Raw genomic sequence first — 14321 nt, forward strand, 5'->3', positions numbered from 1 at the left:
GCACGATGACGCAAGTTTTTGCCGCCAAGTGACTGATATGTCTGGAAAAAGGCCCCATGGGAACAACCCCCGTGACGCCCATCCACCCCTCAGTTCCCTGACTTTATGAGCGAGTCACGACAATGCGCCTTGCGCTCTATGAGCCGGACATTCCCCAAAACGCAGGCACGATCATGCGAATGGCGGCCTGTATGGGCGTATCCGTGGACATAATAGAGCCGTGCGGATTCACCCTCTCAGACCGCAGGTTTCGCCGTGCCGGGATGGATTATCTCGACCACCTGGACCTGACCGTCCATGCCTCTTACAGCGCCTTTACGTCGTCCCCGGTGAGAACCGCCAGCCGCACCATCCTGCTGACCACCCGCGCGGACACCTTCCACCATGAGGTCACCTACGAACCCGGCGACACCTTGATGCTGGGCCGCGAAAGCGCTGGTGTGCCGGATGACGTACACAATGCCGCAGACCTGCGCGTGAAAATTCCCATGGCGCCGGTGCCATCTTTGCGCTCGCTCAATGTTGCGGTGGCCGCCTCCATGGTACTTGGCGAGGCGCTGCGCCAGACGGGTCAGTTTCCTGATTCCGTCCAACCAGGCGCATCTGACATAACAATGCCTGCCACAACTGGAGTATCCCCGTGAGTGACGCCGCCCTCTCTGCCCCATCCAGCGCTGACTATGTAAGCGAGGATCATAAGGCCACCGCCGCTGCGTGGTTCCGCCAGCTGCGTGACGACATCTGCGCCAGCTACGAAAAGATCGAAGACGAGCTGACCGGCACCAATGCCGACATGCCCGCCGGTCGTTTTGAACGCACGCCGTGGCAGCGCGGTGATGAAAACGAAGACAAGGGCGGCGGCGAAATGTCCGTCATGAAAGGCCGCGTCTTTGAAAAAGTCGGGGTGCACATCTCGACCGTCTATGGCGAATTCTCCGAAGAGTTCCGCAAGCAGATCCCTGGCGCCGAAGAAGACCCGCGCTTTTGGGCTGGCGGCATCTCCCTCATTGCTCACATGTGGAACCCGCACGTGCCGGCCGTTCACATGAACACCCGCCACGTGGTGACCACAAAAGGCTGGTTCGGCGGCGGGGCTGACCTGACGCCGGTTCTCAATCGCTACCGCACACAGGACTTTGAGGACTCTGTCGAGTTCCATGCCGCCATGAAAGCCTCCTGCGACGCCCACGGCGCGGACTATCATGAGCGCTTCAAGAAATGGTGCGATGAATATTTCTACCTGCCCCACCGCGACGAACCGCGCGGCATTGGCGGCATCTTCTATGACCGCCACAACACCGGCGACTGGGACAAGGACTTTGCCTTCACCCAGGACGTCGGCCGCGCCTTCCGGGACATCTACCCAGCCTTGGTGCGCAAGCGCATGAATGATCCGTGGACGGAAGAAGAACGCGAAGAACAGCTCGTTCGCCGCGGCCGCTACGTCGAGTTCAACCTGCTCTATGACCGCGGCACGACCTTTGGCCTCAAAACCGGCGGCAATGTGAACTCGATCCTGTCGTCCATGCCACCGGAAGTGAAGTGGCCGTAAGCGTCACGCCCTGAGGACCGGACATAACAAAGGGGACGGCCGGGGTGGCCGTCCCCTTTTTGCATCGATCGCCTGATCGGGGGTGTGCGCGTTGCCTTGGAGGGGGGCTCCAACGGGGTGCAACGTGCGCGGTCAGACAATCAATTGGGAACCTCCGCAAAGGAGGCCAACGCGGATCTAGTCTTTGTAATCCGCACCGCGATATTTGAGATCACGGCCATGCTTGGCGTCTTCATGATGCGCCGTGTACGAGGAACCGCGATAGTTGACCTTCTCGCCTTCCTTGTACTCGTGGTGGGCATCCACTTCCGGGTTGCCACCTTTGTTTTCCGTGCCGCGATAGATTTTTTTCTCAGACATATTTTCCACTCCGAAGTCGCGAAGCAAAGACAAACGTCCCTAAATCACGAGTTGCGAAACTGAGTGGCGATTCCGTTTGAAGTTGGAGCTGATCCACATCTTTTGTGGATGGCACCAGGTCACGCCACCGTTGCTAAAAATCGGCCGCGCAGAAGATATTTCCCGCCCGACCGGCTCAAGCTTTTGACGCATGCCTAATGCGACGAAGGACACAACAAGTGTTGACCTTCGCAATCTCAATCTTGTCAGTATTAACCATGATAGCAACAGAAAAATGCAGGTTTTCTGCGGTTTTTACTGCCCATTTTGCTGCCATTTTCATCATCTGCTCAAGCATTGAACAGATGTGGCCTGTAACAAACAGACATGAAGCCATTTTTGATTAGAAAGCGTGCGGTCTAGCGATGCGCCCATTCATTGAGCACAGGATTCTAGACCCAACGCTGGATGCCGCCCTAGTAAACCGTGGCCTGAACAACAGCCTTCAGTCGCTCGATGATTGAGAACTCGTCATCTGTGAAGTCAGAGTCGATCCACCACTCCTCGACCTCCGCGCGCACACGACCGATCTCAGGACCTTCAGGCACACCGGCTGCTTTGATCATGGAACCCGACAGCGGTATTTCAGGGCGTTCCCATGTGTCCGCCATGGCGAGCAGGGCACGCCACTGGAAAGCATTGGTGGTCTTGCCATCATCTGCCCACCCGAGCATCACCCGGTCCTTGAACAGTTGAAGACCCATGCCGTAGAGCGCACGCCGCACCTCACGCATGGACAGGTAGCAGACGATCTTGGTCTGGTCCGTATGCATGGCAGTGAGCCGGTCACGATCAGCATTGGACAGCCTAAGGCGCTTGGCAGCACTTGCGGCAGCCTCTTCACCATCCACGATGGCACCAAGGCGCAACACCGGATCGCTGGTGAACAGCTGCGTCACTTCAATGTCGAGCACGCGCTCAAACCGGTCGAGGCGTGAGGCTTCCGGCAATACGTCACCCATGATGCCGGCTGCCGCCATGGCACGCACAACGGGACCCGCATTGTCAGCCCCCAGCAGTTTCAGCAATTCAACCTGAATGCGTTCCGCAGACAGCTTTGCCAGCCCATCCCGGTTGGCCGCACAGGCCTGCAGGCTTGGCGCATCAAGGTCACCCGCGCCATAGGCCGCATGAAAACGGAAGAACCGCAGAACACGCAGATAGTCTTCCTTGATGCGCGTCTCGGCATCACCGATGAACCGTACACGCCGGGCCTTGAGGTCGTCATACCCACCCAGCGGATCATGCACCGTGCCGTCCGCATCCGCGTAAAGTGCATTCATGGTGAAGTCGCGACGTTCAGCGTCCCCCTGCCAGTCCTGCGTAAAGGCCACATCCGCATGGCGACCATTCGTCTCCACATCGACCCGTAGCGTAGTGACTTCGTAACTCCGCTCTGCGCCGACCGCCATCACCGTGCCGTGGTCCGCCCCGATGGGCACAACCTTGAACCCGGCAGCTTCCAGCTTTGCCGTGGAGCGTGCTGGCTCATCACTGGTGGCAATATCAACGTCTGCAACCGGCACGCCCAGCAAGGCATTGCGCACACACCCGCCAACAAAGCGCGCCGTTGCACCCTCATTGAGAGCGGACATCACCTTTTGCGTTTCAGCATCGCGCAGCCAGATCTGATGTTTGATCGAAGGAATGTCGGCAGCCATAAATCGGGTACTCCGGAATATCGGTCTTGAAAAATCTACTCGGTCTCAACGGGCGTATTTCCCGTGGGCTCAATATGCCCGGGAATAATCTGGCCATTCTCCATGCGCGGCGGAACGTATTGCCCTTCACCTGCCGGCGTGCCGCTGAAGACCGCAAGATAGACCAGCCCCGCAGCCACCATGGCCGTGCCGGCACCCAGCAACCAGGCAATGGGCGCATCGTTGAAAGCCCCGCCGGACGCAAGGCTGCGCCGCTGCACCATCAGCACGTAAAGCGCCCACACGATGAAGGGAATGGCGAACAGCAGAAGCTGGATCAGTACAATTCTCAGCATGATAAAGCGTCCTCGCGCTCAAGCGCCCTGCGTTAGATCAAGAGAACGGGCAAACGCACGCTCATACAGATTGACGATCATACCTGCCGTCGCCCCCCATATGTAATGACCATCATGGGGCATCGCATAAAAAGTGCGTTTCTTGCCCTTCCAGGTTGCCGAATGACGCTCGTGGTTTTTAGGGTCCATCAAAAAAGCCAATGGCACCTCAAAGGCTTCATCCACTTCGCCGGGATTAAGCGTCAATTCAAAGCCCGGCTTCACAAAGCCCACGACAGGCACCACCCGAAATCGCGTACCGGTTTCATAGGCATCCAGAAACCCGACCACATCCACGAAGCTGCGATCCAGCCCGACTTCTTCCTCGGCCTCACGCAGGGCGGCATCCACGGGCCCGTCATCTTCCGGGTCGATGCGCCCGCCGGGAAAGGCCACCTGCCCCGCATGGCTGGAGAGATCGCCGGAACGCTCGGTCAGCAGCACATGGATGCCGTCAGCGTGTTCGATCAGCGGCACCAGCACAGCGGCTTCGCGAATGGCCATGCTCTCATCAATATCGTCCGGGTCGTTCAGCTTGAAGTCGCCATTGAGCATGCCGTCAGAGTCCACAAGACCCGGAGGGTCTTTGCGAAGGCCTGCCATGAGGCTGGAACGAAATTCATCAGAGGGACGCATCAGCCAGATTTTTCCTATTCAACACCAAGTTCAGCAGCACGTTGCATCTTGAAGAACACATTGCCACTCCAAACGCCAAACCAGTCCTCACCCTCAACGCTATGCGTCGTGCCGAGGTCCACGAGATCATAATAGACCGCCCGGTTGATCCGCGCTTCCAGGGCACGCCCCCCTTCGCCACGGATATGCACATACGGCGCAGGTTCATCCGTTTGCGGATCAAGCTCAAACCGCAACCCGTGATCAAGCCCCGCCACCACCACATCCCCAATGGACGTGGTGAACGCCAGCGTCTGTTGCGTCCCTTCGCCTGCCTGCTGCATGGCCACCGCAACAAACGGCACATCTTCAACGGTGATCTTTGCCTGCTCGACCGGTGTCACCAGATGATAGCTGCCATCTTCTTCGCGAATGAGAATGGACGCGAAGAGTTTCACCAGCTTGGCACGTGAAATTTCGCCGCCCTGATAATGCCAGGACCCGTCGCGGGCGATTCGCATGTCGATGCTGTGTTTTCGCTCTGGATGCCACTTGTCCACAGGCGGCAGGCCCGACTTGGAGGCCAATTCAGCTTCTTTGAGGCCCATCACGGCCTTTTCAACAACATCCTCGTCAGTCGTGTCACTCATGGTGCCTGCTTTTAGGGTAGGGTCATATTCTGAACACAGGCGTTTTCGACAACTCGCCGTTGCTGCCCGCAGCAATCATCTTACCGTTCCTTAAGATGGGAATGGGTGCCTATGAGGATATATGTAGGGTCATGACCTCTCTGAGTGAAGCCAACGACGACGTAATCCGTGCGGTTGAACAAACCGGCGAACAGATCACCCGCGTCAAGGACGCCATCGGGCGGCTGGTTTTCGGCCAGGACCAGGTGATTGAGCGGGTTCTGGTAACCATCCTTGCAGGCGGCCATGGCCTGCTTGTTGGCGTGCCGGGCCTTGCCAAAACGCGTCTGGTCCACACCACCGGCATCGTGCTTGGCCTTGATGACCGCCGCATCCAGTTCACACCTGACCTGATGCCCGGCGATATTGTCGGCTCAGAAGTGCTGGAAGAAGGCGACGGCGGCCGCCGCGCCTTCAGGTTCATTCAGGGACCGGTGTTTTGCCAGTTGCTGATGGCAGACGAAATCAACCGCGCCAGCCCACGCACACAATCAGCTTTGCTGCAGGCCATGCAGGAGCACCACGTGACTGTCGCAGGCCAGCGTCACGAACTGCCCCGCCCGTTCCACGTGCTCGCGACACAAAACCCGCTTGAGCAGGAAGGCACTTATCCTTTGCCTGAGGCTCAGCTTGACCGCTTCCTGATGCAGATTGACGTCAACTATCCCGACCTCGAAGCAGAGCGCCGCATGTTGCTGGAAACAACCGGCGATGCCGAAGCGAGCGCGGCAGCGGTCATGCGTCATGAAGACGTAGAAGCAGCCCAGCGCCTTGTCCGCCGCATGCCGGTGGGTGAAAGCGTGGTGGATGCCATTCTCCAGCTCGTGCGAAGCGCCCGTCCGGAAGAAACCGAACTTGAAGAAGTACGCGAGACGGTTGCCTGGGGCCCGGGCCCCCGCGCCAGTCAGGCGCTCATGCTGGCTGTGCGCGCAAAGGCACTGATGGACGGTCGCTACGCGCCAAGCGTTGACGATGTGGTGGAGCTGGCTGATCCAATCCTCCGCCACCGCATGGCTCTGTCATTTGCCGCACGCGCAGAAGGCACAACCGTTTCCGGCGTCATCGACCGGCTGTGCCGACCGTTTCGCTAGATCATCCACGAGACCAGACGCTGGTCAGGAGTAACCCGTAGATGGCCAAAGCTTCGGCCGACACAGACACATCTACTCTCGCCGGGCGCCCCGCCGGTGATGGCTCCGCCTATGGCCGCACGCCGCAACGCCGCGAAGCAGAAGAGCTGGCCGACGCGCTGCCACCTCTACTGGTGGAAGCTGAACGCATTGCAGCTACTGTTGCGCCGGGCATGCATGGCCGCAAACGTACAGGCCCCGGCGAAACCTTCTGGCAGTTCCGGCGGTATCAGCAGGGAGACAGTGCCCACCTGGTTGACTGGCGCCAGTCCGCCCGCTCCGACCGTTTGTATGTGCGCGAGCATGAATGGGAAGCCGCTGAGACTGTGTGGCTCTGGTGTGACCGGTCAGCCTCCATGGATTTTTCCTCAACCAAGCGCACACCCAGCAAGCTGGACCGCGCCATGGTGATCACTCTGGCAACGGCCACACTTCTCGTGCGCGCCGGTGAGCGCATTGCGGGTCTCGGGGAACCGCTGCCGCCAGCCTCAGGACGCACTGCATTGCGCCGCATGGCCCACCGGCTCAGCACGCCGGATCCAAAAGCCCAAAGCGAAATCCCGGCTGACGCTCTGCCCCGCTTTTCACGGGCCGTGCTCGTAAGCGACTTTCTGTCTGACCCTGATGACATTGCTGCCCGCATTCAAAGCCACGCCACCGCCGGCACACGCGGACATCTGCTGCAGATCCTTGATCCTGCTGAAGAAGATCTGCCCTTCAACGGTCGCACGGAATTTGAAGGCGTCGAGGAAGGTCAAAAACTGACATTCGGCCGCGCGGAAACAATCCGCAGCGCCTATCAGAAAAAACTGTTTAGCCATCGCGAGGCGCTGCGGGCAGCCACCCGCCGGTTTGGCTGGACGTTCACGACCCACCGCACCGACCGCCCTCCACAGACAGCCGTGCTTGCCTTGCACGCGGCCCTGTCTGGCGCACCTCTTCCAAGCGAGGGCTAGAGCATGCTCAGTCTTGGTCCCATCGGCTTTGCCGCACCGCTCGCCCTCATTGGCCTTGCCGCCCTGCCGGTCATCTGGTGGCTGTTGCGCGTGACGCCGCCCGCCCCCAATCGCGTGCGCTTCCCGGCCATTCAACTCCTGCTGGGTCTCAACGATGAAGACGAAACTCCCGCCCAGACCCCGTGGTGGCTGATGGCGCTGCGGCTGCTCGCTGCCACTTTGTTGATTCTCGCCTTTGCCGAACCCGTGGCAAATCCGACAACCGCAGAAGAAGGCTCCGGCCCGCTTCTGCTGGTGGTGGATGACAGCTGGGCCGCAGCCCCCGACTGGAACCGCCGTGCCGCAACGCTGGATGGCCTGCTGGCAAATGCCCGACGCGCCGACCGCGATGTAGTGGTTTTACCAACCACGCCACGCGCCAATGCAGCCACCCTCAATGTCATGACCGCCGACGATGCGTCCGCCTTTGCGGCCGCGCTGGCCCCTCGGGCACTGGGCACGGACTTTGCCGCAGCCGCCACAAGATTGACGCAAGCAGCCCTCCCAAATCAGGGCGACTGGCAGGTGATCTGGCTCAGCGATGGTCTCGCTGACACAAACGGCAGCCCGATGGCGCAGGCCTTTGCTGATGACCTCGCCCGCCATGGTGACATTACACTTGTTTCGCCAGCACCCGGCGATCTGGCCCTGGCCATTCGGCCTCCGTCCCAGATTGGCCAGACACTGGATGTGACGATTGTCCGCCCTGCCGGCAACGGCCAGCATGGCGGCAGGATTGCAGCCTTCGGGTCCGGCGATCGGCGCCTGTCGGAAGCTGAGTTTGCATTTGCTGATGGCGAGACCCAACGCACCGTCACCATCGACATGCCTCTGGAACTCCGCAATGCCATCACCCGCATCGCCATCACCGGCGAACAATCCGCTGGTGCGGTGACACTGCTGGATGACCGCTGGCAGCGGCGCACCGTCGGCCTGGTTGCCGGTGGCGGCAAGGCAGACGATGCGCAGCCGCTCCTTTCTGACCTTTATTACCTGCGCCGTGCCACCAGCCCGTTTGCTGAAATCCGTGAGGCACGGACCGGAGACGACACGTCCGAGGTTGAAGACCTCCTGTCACGTCCCTTGTCCATGCTCATCACCGCAGATGTCGGCCAACTTGTGGGCAACGATGCAGACCTCGTGCGCAATTGGGTAGAGACCGGCGGCACACTCGTGCGCTTTGCCGGACCGCGCCTTGCTGCCAACACTGATGATCTGATGCCGGTTGCTCTGCGCGGCGGCGGTCGGGCGCTTGGCGGGGCGCTGACATGGGCAGCCCCTCAGGGACTGGCCCCCTTTGAAGAGGCAAGCCCCTTTGCCGGCCTGCCCATTCCTGACGACGTTGAAATCAATCGGCAGGTTCTGGCTGAGCCCTCCAGCGATCTCACCAACAACACATGGGCACGACTGACCGACGGCACTCCCCTGGTCACCGCCGCCCAGCGTGGTGAGGGCTGGGTCGTCCTTTTCCACGTATCAGCGGACACGGACTGGTCGAACCTGCCGCTTTCAGGCCTGTATGTTGAGATGCTCCGTCGCCTGCTTGATTTGAGCCGCGGCACCGGCGCCAACGACACCGATACGGCGCAACTCCTGCCGCCCTATCAATCCCTTGATGGCAATGGTCGCTTGGTTGCGCCCGCGCCCCTGGCACAGCCAGTTGCGCAAAAGGAAATTGATGCGTTGCGGCCTTCACCGGCCCACCCCCCCGGTCTGTATGGCACGCCGGATGGCTTCCGCGCCTTGAATGTCATCGCAGCCGACACAGTGCTCACGCCGTTGGATACCTCGTTTGCCACAACCAGGACCGCTTACGCAGGCAGCAGCGAAACAGAACTCAAGCCGTGGCTTTTGACACTCGCACTGGCCCTGCTGCTCTTCGATGGGCTTGTCGCGCTCGTCCTGTCCGGCCGCCTGAGAGTACCACCCTCACTAGCCGCCCGACTGGGCACCGGCGCGTCCGTGTTGCTGGCAGCGGCACTGCTCATAGGCCTGCCGGATCAGGCCAGCGCTCAGGAGGAAGCCAAAGCAGGAGACGATGTGGCTCTTCTGGCAACCCTTGATACGCGGCTGGCCTATGTCATCACCGGCGACGCAACCGTCGATGAGATGAGCCGCGCTGGTCTCTCTGGTCTCAGTCAGGTTTTGCGCAGCCGTACCGCCATTGAGCCTGCGGAGCCATTGGGCGTGAATGTGGAACGCGATGAACTTGCCTTCTACCCCATGCTCTACTGGCCGGTCCTGCCCAGCCAGCCGGCTCTGTCCGCCGAGGCACTTGCCAGCGTTGACAACTACATGAAGCGCGGCGGCACGATCCTTTTTGACACCATGGACCACCAGCGCATTGAAGCCATCGGATCATCGCCGGGAAACGACGCCCTACGCGCACTGCTGGGGAACCTCGATGTGCCACCGCTTGAGCCCGTTGGCGAAGACCATGTGCTCACCAAGGCGTTCTATCTGTTGCGGACCTTCCCCGGTCGATGGGCCGGTGGTGACCTGTGGGTGCAAGCCCGCGGCGACGCCACGTCCAGCCCCGGCACGCTCAATCAGGATGGCGTGACGCCCCTGCTTATCGGCTCAAACGACTTTGCTGCCGCCTGGGCGATTGATGCACGTGGCCTGCCCATGGCGCAGCCCGTGCCCGGCGGCGAGCGCCAGCGCGAAATGGCCCGGCGCTTCGGCGTCAATCTCGTGATGTATGCCCTGACCGGCAACTACAAGGCGGATCAGGTACATGTGCCTGCTCTGCTTGAAAGGCTGGGCCAGTAATGGACGCGACCTGGCAGATCAGTTTTTCACCCCTGATATCCGACGGTCTGCTGACCGTCGCCATCGTGCTGGCTGTCGCGCTCATTGCTGTCAGCCTGTGGCGACGCGGCGCAGGCGCGTGGTGGCGTATCATTGCCTATTCCGCTTTGGTCATTGCCCTGCTCAATCCCGCAGCCCTGCGCGAAGACCGTGAGCCGGTCACCGATGTTGCGGTGCTCGTGGTTGATCGGTCGCAATCAAACACGCTCAAGGACCGAACATCGCTGACAGACGCAACCGCCGATGCTCTGCGCACCAGCCTTGAAGCGGAATCAGGACTGGACGTTCGCGAAGTCGACGTGACGGATGCCCTGAGCATGACGCAAACCAGCGACAGCGGCGGGACGCAGCTCTTCTCGGCCATTGAAAGCGCCATCGGCGATGTCCCGCCCGAACGCGTTGCCGGCATTATTGCCGTTACCGATGGTCAGATACATGACCTGGCACCCCGCACTCTGGCCACCACCGGCGCACCGTTCCATGCGCTACTGACCGGCAGCCCGGACGAAGCGGACCGCATCCTGACCATTGAAGACGCCCCCCGCTTTGCAATTGTCGGCGAAAGCATCACCCTCAAGCTGCGGGTGGATGATCGCGGGTCCAAGGCGGGCCCTGTTCCTGCTGACATCATCCTGCATGTTGACGGCGAACCGCTACCGCCCGTCACCGTCACCACCGGCATCACCCAGGAGATCGAAATCGATCTGGAGCATGGTGGCGAAAACGTCATCGAGATTGAAGCCGCCGCTGGTCCATCCGAGATAACACTGGAAAATAACCGCGCCGTCGCCATTGCCAATGGCATTCGTGACCGACTGCGGGTGCTGCTGGTCTCCGGCGAGCCGCATGCCGGCGAGCGCACATGGCGCAACCTGCTGAAGGCGGACCCCGCCGTTGATCTCGTGCACTTCACTATTCTGCGCCCGCCCGAAAAACAGGACGGCACGCCAATCAATGAGCTGTCGCTGATCGCCTTCCCGACCCGTGAACTGTTCTCGGTGAAGCTGCAGGAATTCGATCTGGTGATCTTCGACCGCTATCGCCGCCGTGGCGTGCTGCCGGTGTCGTATCTGCAGAACGTTGCCAACTACGTGGACAATGGCGGCGCATTGCTGATGGCGGCGGGCCCGGATTTTGCGTCGCCCTTCTCAATCTTCCGCACACCTCTGGCCGGCGTGCTGCCGGCCGCGCCCACCGGCGATATCATCGCGGAGGGCTACTACCCGCAGGTCACGGACATCGGCCAGCGCCATCCCGTGACATCCGGTCTGCCGGGCGCCGATCAATCGCCGCCAAACTGGGGCCGCTGGTTCCGCCTGATTGATGCGGAACAGGCGACCGGAAACACATTGATGGAGGGCCCCGGTGAAAAACCACTGATGGTGCTGGACCGTGTCGGCGAAGGCCGCGTGGCGCAACTCCTGTCAGATCATGCATGGCTGTGGACGCGCGGCTATGAAGGCGGCGGCCCACAGGCTGAAATGCTGCGCCGCCTTGCCCATTGGCTCATGAAAGAGCCGGACCTCGAAGAAGAAAAACTGCAGGCGCGCGCACAGGGCAACACGCTTACCATCGCGCGCCAGACCATGGGCGAGGACGTGCCACCCGTTACCGTCACTAAACCTGATGGCACCACGGAAGACGTCCGACTTGCTGAAGAAGGCCCCGGCCTCTTCACCGCGCGCATGGAAATCGACCAGATGGGCCTCTACCGGCTCGACGATGGAACCCAGACAGCCATCACCGCTGCCGGTCCGCTCAACCCGAAAGAGTTTGCAGATGTGCGCGTTACCGACACCGAGGTGGCAGAGCTTGTGGCGGAAACAAAAGGCAGCACGCGCTACCTTGCCGACACTGACATCCCAACGATCCGCCGCATCCGACCTGGACGCAACGCGTCAGGCTCAGACTGGATCGGCCTAAATGCCAACAGCGAGTATGCGGTACGGGCGGTGAGCGAACACACGCTGATCCGTCCCGAGTTCGCGTTGCTGATTGCGCTGGGTGCTTTCATGCTGGCGTGGCGACGCGAAGGCCGCTAGAGGCTAAAGCACGCGCGGACGCAACATGGCGCCCGCAACACCGGCGTCCGCCCCAGGTTCAAGGGCAATCCACAAAAGGCGTTCGGGATCATAGGGCTGCGGCATCACGACCTGACCCGCTGGCACTTTTGAAAACCCGGCCCGTTGGTAATACGGCAGGTCGCCCACCAGAAACACCAGCCTGTGGCCCTGCTCTTTTGCAGCAGCCAGACTTGCCGCCATCAAAGCCAACCCGGCCCCCTTGCTTTGCAGGTCCGGGGCAACTGCAAGCGGTCCCAGCAACAGTGCGTCGGTAACCAAACCTTCCGCATTCGGCCCGATCTGAATGGGCCAGTAGCGGATGCTGCCAGCCAGCTTTTCCTCAGTGTGGCCTCTTGGTCCGGCAACATTGGTGTACTCGGCGACAAACGACAGACTATCGATGGGGTCTACGCCCTCACGCAGCCGGTAAGAGGCCTTGGCAAAACGGCCAGGCCCAAAGGCCAGGTCCAGAAGAGTATCAACGGCCTTGGCGTGGCCTTGTGTCTGGGGCCGCACGACAAAAGGTGTGGATGACGCAGGCGCAGAGGAGGAATGAGACGGCATGGGAACAAATATCCTGATCAACCGGTTTTTTGACAGCGAAACGAAACGTGCTGCCGCCCGATTGAGCCGCCTACCGGTTACGCGGCAGCTGCAGGGCGCACGAGGCACGATGCGCGCATGGATCGGCTGGCAAATGCCATAGCCGACGCAGGGCGCGTCATGGGTCGTCGTCGCTGGCAGCGCAAAATCATTGCGTGTGGTGATCCCGGTTGGTCCCGCAAGAGCGCGGAACGTCTGAAAAGCGAGGGTCTGGTATCACGCCAATATAGCCCCCGTAAAGCCTTGGCGGGCAGACTGCCACCTAAGAGGCAAGAATGGTGCGCGAAACGCCACGCTTAACAGCCTTGCAGGCCCGCTTGTGCGTCCAGCCACGATCAGATGTCAGCAGGTCATAGGTCTGCACCGAAGAAGAGGTCCAGATAAAGTCCGCTGCTTCTGCCTGCGTCCATCCCGCCGCAAGGGCCTTGTCTCGCGCCAGTGATTTTGCCACCTGCCGCCAAACCCCGAGCAACTCGTCCATGCGGTCCTTCCAGGCAGCAGCCACATCATCGTCAGTAGACCGTAACCTGACGAGATCACGTGCGACCGGCATAATATCGGGGACAAATGCAAGCCAGGCATCTAGGGCCGCCTCAAGCCGGGTCGCGGGGTCCTTCTCACTCAAGGCCGTTGCAAACATCTCGAAAATCTCCCCCCGGTCATCCGCCCGCTTGAGCAGGGCCATAAGCAGCCCCCCGCGCGAGCCAAAATGCACATAGACACTCTGCCGTGTGATACCGGCGGCGGTCGCTATTTCAGCAATACTCGCGGACGCACCCTGCTCTGCGATCAGGTCCCAGGCAGCATCAAGGATGCTCAGCCGCGTGCGGGTTGTGCGATCAATATTTGACACGTGTAACATTCACTCCTATTTGACACGTGTAAATTATCCAGGAGCCACTCTCATGCCAAGCCAAATCACACACCCGGTCGAAGACCGCATTGCCCGCATCATGGCGGCCTATGCTGATCATCCCGAAGGATCAGTGCCGACGAAAGCGCAGTGGGACATGCTCGCAGGCCTGCCAGACACCGCTACCGTTGCCCTTATCAATCACTTCCGGTTTCGCGAGCGCGCCCTATACCCGGATGGACGGGCCACCGAACTAAACGGCCATGAGGCTTTTGGCCTCTACACTGCCGTCAGCGGTGACGCTCTTACCCGTGCAGGAGGACATTTTTTGATGATGAGCCTGCCAGCAGGCACCTTGATTGGTGAGGATGCTCAGTGGGACCTTGTGGCCATCGGCCAGTATCAAAATCCGCAGGGTATTTTTGCGATTTTCGAAGACCCAGAATATCGCGACTGCTTCATCCACAGAACCGCAGCCTTGGCAGATCAGCGCGTCAGTCTTTGCACGATGTAGGTACCCCGCGCCCAAACACCCTTTGATCCTGACCCAGTTCCCGCTAGCTTGCCCGTCAACAC

14 protein-coding genes are annotated in these 14321 nt (G+C 60.6%); 7 read left to right on the forward strand and 7 right to left on the reverse strand.

The window, feature by feature from the left end; translation table 11 throughout:
- Window positions 1–122 precede the first annotated feature (122 nt).
- A complete protein-coding gene (locus tag ABXH05_RS02435; protein WP_353559617.1) occupies window positions 123–644 on the forward strand; it encodes a tRNA (cytidine(34)-2'-O)-methyltransferase in 522 nt (173 codons plus the stop codon).
- The gene (gene hemF, locus ABXH05_RS02440; RefSeq protein WP_353559618.1) at window positions 641–1552 is read left to right on the forward strand and encodes an oxygen-dependent coproporphyrinogen oxidase; all 912 of its coding nucleotides are present in this window, start codon (window positions 641–643) and stop codon (window positions 1550–1552) included. The genes ABXH05_RS02435 and hemF overlap by 4 nt, the downstream gene beginning before the upstream one ends.
- Window positions 1553–1729: 177 nt before the next feature.
- Here hemF and ABXH05_RS02445 read toward each other — a convergent pair whose 3' ends face one another.
- The 5 genes from ABXH05_RS02445 to ABXH05_RS02465 all read right to left on the reverse strand — a co-directional run bounded on the left by ABXH05_RS02445 (window position 1730) and on the right by ABXH05_RS02465 (window position 5251).
- Window positions 1730–1912 carry a hypothetical protein gene (locus tag ABXH05_RS02445; RefSeq protein WP_353559619.1) on the reverse strand — a complete coding sequence of 61 codons (183 nt, stop codon included), beginning with the start codon at window positions 1910–1912 and terminating at the stop codon, window positions 1730–1732.
- A gap of 455 nt (window positions 1913–2367) precedes the next feature.
- Window positions 2368–3612, reverse strand: coding sequence for a CCA tRNA nucleotidyltransferase (locus ABXH05_RS02450; RefSeq protein ID WP_353559620.1), 1245 nt, complete (start codon window positions 3610–3612; stop codon window positions 2368–2370).
- Between the two features lie 35 nt (window positions 3613–3647).
- The gene (locus ABXH05_RS02455) at window positions 3648–3947 is read right to left on the reverse strand and encodes a DUF6111 family protein (RefSeq protein WP_353559621.1); all 300 of its coding nucleotides are present in this window, start codon (window positions 3945–3947) and stop codon (window positions 3648–3650) included.
- 18 nt (window positions 3948–3965) lie between these two features.
- On the reverse strand, window positions 3966–4622 hold the full coding sequence (locus tag ABXH05_RS02460; protein ID WP_353559622.1) for a CoA pyrophosphatase: 657 nt from the start codon (window positions 4620–4622) through the stop codon (window positions 3966–3968).
- Between the two features lie 14 nt (window positions 4623–4636).
- Entirely contained in the window at window positions 4637–5251 is a 615-nt protein-coding gene (locus tag ABXH05_RS02465) for a DUF1285 domain-containing protein (protein ID WP_353559623.1), read from the reverse strand.
- 131 nt (window positions 5252–5382) lie between these two features.
- On the opposite strand from ABXH05_RS02465, the gene ABXH05_RS02470 reads away from it, so the two are divergent.
- The 4 genes from ABXH05_RS02470 to ABXH05_RS02485 are packed head-to-tail and all read left to right on the forward strand — an operon-like array spanning window position 5383 to window position 12268.
- Window positions 5383–6381, forward strand: coding sequence for an AAA family ATPase (locus ABXH05_RS02470; protein ID WP_348138293.1), 999 nt, complete (start codon window positions 5383–5385; stop codon window positions 6379–6381).
- 41 nt (window positions 6382–6422) lie between these two features.
- Window positions 6423–7376, forward strand: a complete 954-nt coding sequence (locus ABXH05_RS02475; protein WP_353559624.1) for a DUF58 domain-containing protein — start codon at window positions 6423–6425, stop codon at window positions 7374–7376.
- 3 nt (window positions 7377–7379) lie between these two features.
- Window positions 7380–10187 (forward strand): DUF4159 domain-containing protein, encoded by a 2808-nt coding sequence (locus tag ABXH05_RS02480; RefSeq protein WP_353559625.1) that lies wholly within the window; start codon window positions 7380–7382, stop codon window positions 10185–10187.
- Window positions 10187–12268, forward strand: a complete 2082-nt coding sequence (locus tag ABXH05_RS02485) for a hypothetical protein (RefSeq protein ID WP_353559626.1) — start codon at window positions 10187–10189, stop codon at window positions 12266–12268. The genes ABXH05_RS02480 and ABXH05_RS02485 overlap by 1 nt, the downstream gene beginning before the upstream one ends.
- Before the next feature lie 3 nt (window positions 12269–12271).
- Here ABXH05_RS02485 and ABXH05_RS02490 read toward each other — a convergent pair whose 3' ends face one another.
- Both ABXH05_RS02490 and ABXH05_RS02495 read right to left on the reverse strand, forming a co-directional pair.
- On the reverse strand, window positions 12272–12853 hold the full coding sequence (locus ABXH05_RS02490) for a GNAT family N-acetyltransferase (protein WP_353559627.1): 582 nt from the start codon (window positions 12851–12853) through the stop codon (window positions 12272–12274).
- Window positions 12854–13154: 301 nt separating this feature from the next.
- Complete coding sequence (locus tag ABXH05_RS02495; RefSeq protein WP_353559628.1) at window positions 13155–13745, reverse strand: TetR/AcrR family transcriptional regulator; 591 nt, start codon at window positions 13743–13745, stop codon at window positions 13155–13157.
- A 52-nt stretch (window positions 13746–13797) separates the two neighbouring features.
- Between ABXH05_RS02495 and ABXH05_RS02500 the strand changes: the two genes are divergently transcribed.
- A complete protein-coding gene (locus ABXH05_RS02500; RefSeq protein ID WP_348138281.1) occupies window positions 13798–14259 on the forward strand; it encodes a DUF1330 domain-containing protein in 462 nt (153 codons plus the stop codon).
- Window positions 14260–14321: the final 62 nt, after the last annotated feature.

The sequence above is a fragment of the Pyruvatibacter sp. HU-CL02332 genome, assembly GCF_040362765.1.
Taxonomy (GTDB): domain Bacteria; phylum Pseudomonadota; class Alphaproteobacteria; order CGMCC-115125; family CGMCC-115125; genus Pyruvatibacter.

Coding starts and splice junctions, on each gene's coding strand:
- ABXH05_RS02435 (WP_353559617.1), top strand. CDS start 123: ATGCGCCTTGCGCTCTATGAGCCGGACATTCCCCAAAACGCAGGCACG.
- ABXH05_RS02445 (WP_353559619.1), bottom strand. CDS start 1,912: ATGTCTGAGAAAAAAATCTATCGCGGCACGGAAAACAAAGGTGGCAAC.
- ABXH05_RS02450 (WP_353559620.1), bottom strand. CDS start 3,612: ATGGCTGCCGACATTCCTTCGATCAAACATCAGATCTGGCTGCGCGAT.
- ABXH05_RS02455 (WP_353559621.1), bottom strand. CDS start 3,947: ATGCTGAGAATTGTACTGATCCAGCTTCTGCTGTTCGCCATTCCCTTC.
- ABXH05_RS02460 (WP_353559622.1), bottom strand. CDS start 4,622: ATGCGTCCCTCTGATGAATTTCGTTCCAGCCTCATGGCAGGCCTTCGC.
- ABXH05_RS02465 (WP_353559623.1), bottom strand. CDS start 5,251: ATGAGTGACACGACTGACGAGGATGTTGTTGAAAAGGCCGTGATGGGC.
- ABXH05_RS02470 (WP_348138293.1), top strand. CDS start 5,383: ATGACCTCTCTGAGTGAAGCCAACGACGACGTAATCCGTGCGGTTGAA.
- ABXH05_RS02475 (WP_353559624.1), top strand. CDS start 6,423: ATGGCCAAAGCTTCGGCCGACACAGACACATCTACTCTCGCCGGGCGC.
- ABXH05_RS02480 (WP_353559625.1), top strand. CDS start 7,380: ATGCTCAGTCTTGGTCCCATCGGCTTTGCCGCACCGCTCGCCCTCATT.
- ABXH05_RS02485 (WP_353559626.1), top strand. CDS start 10,187: ATGGACGCGACCTGGCAGATCAGTTTTTCACCCCTGATATCCGACGGT.
- ABXH05_RS02490 (WP_353559627.1), bottom strand. CDS start 12,853: ATGCCGTCTCATTCCTCCTCTGCGCCTGCGTCATCCACACCTTTTGTC.
- ABXH05_RS02500 (WP_348138281.1), top strand. CDS start 13,798: ATGCCAAGCCAAATCACACACCCGGTCGAAGACCGCATTGCCCGCATC.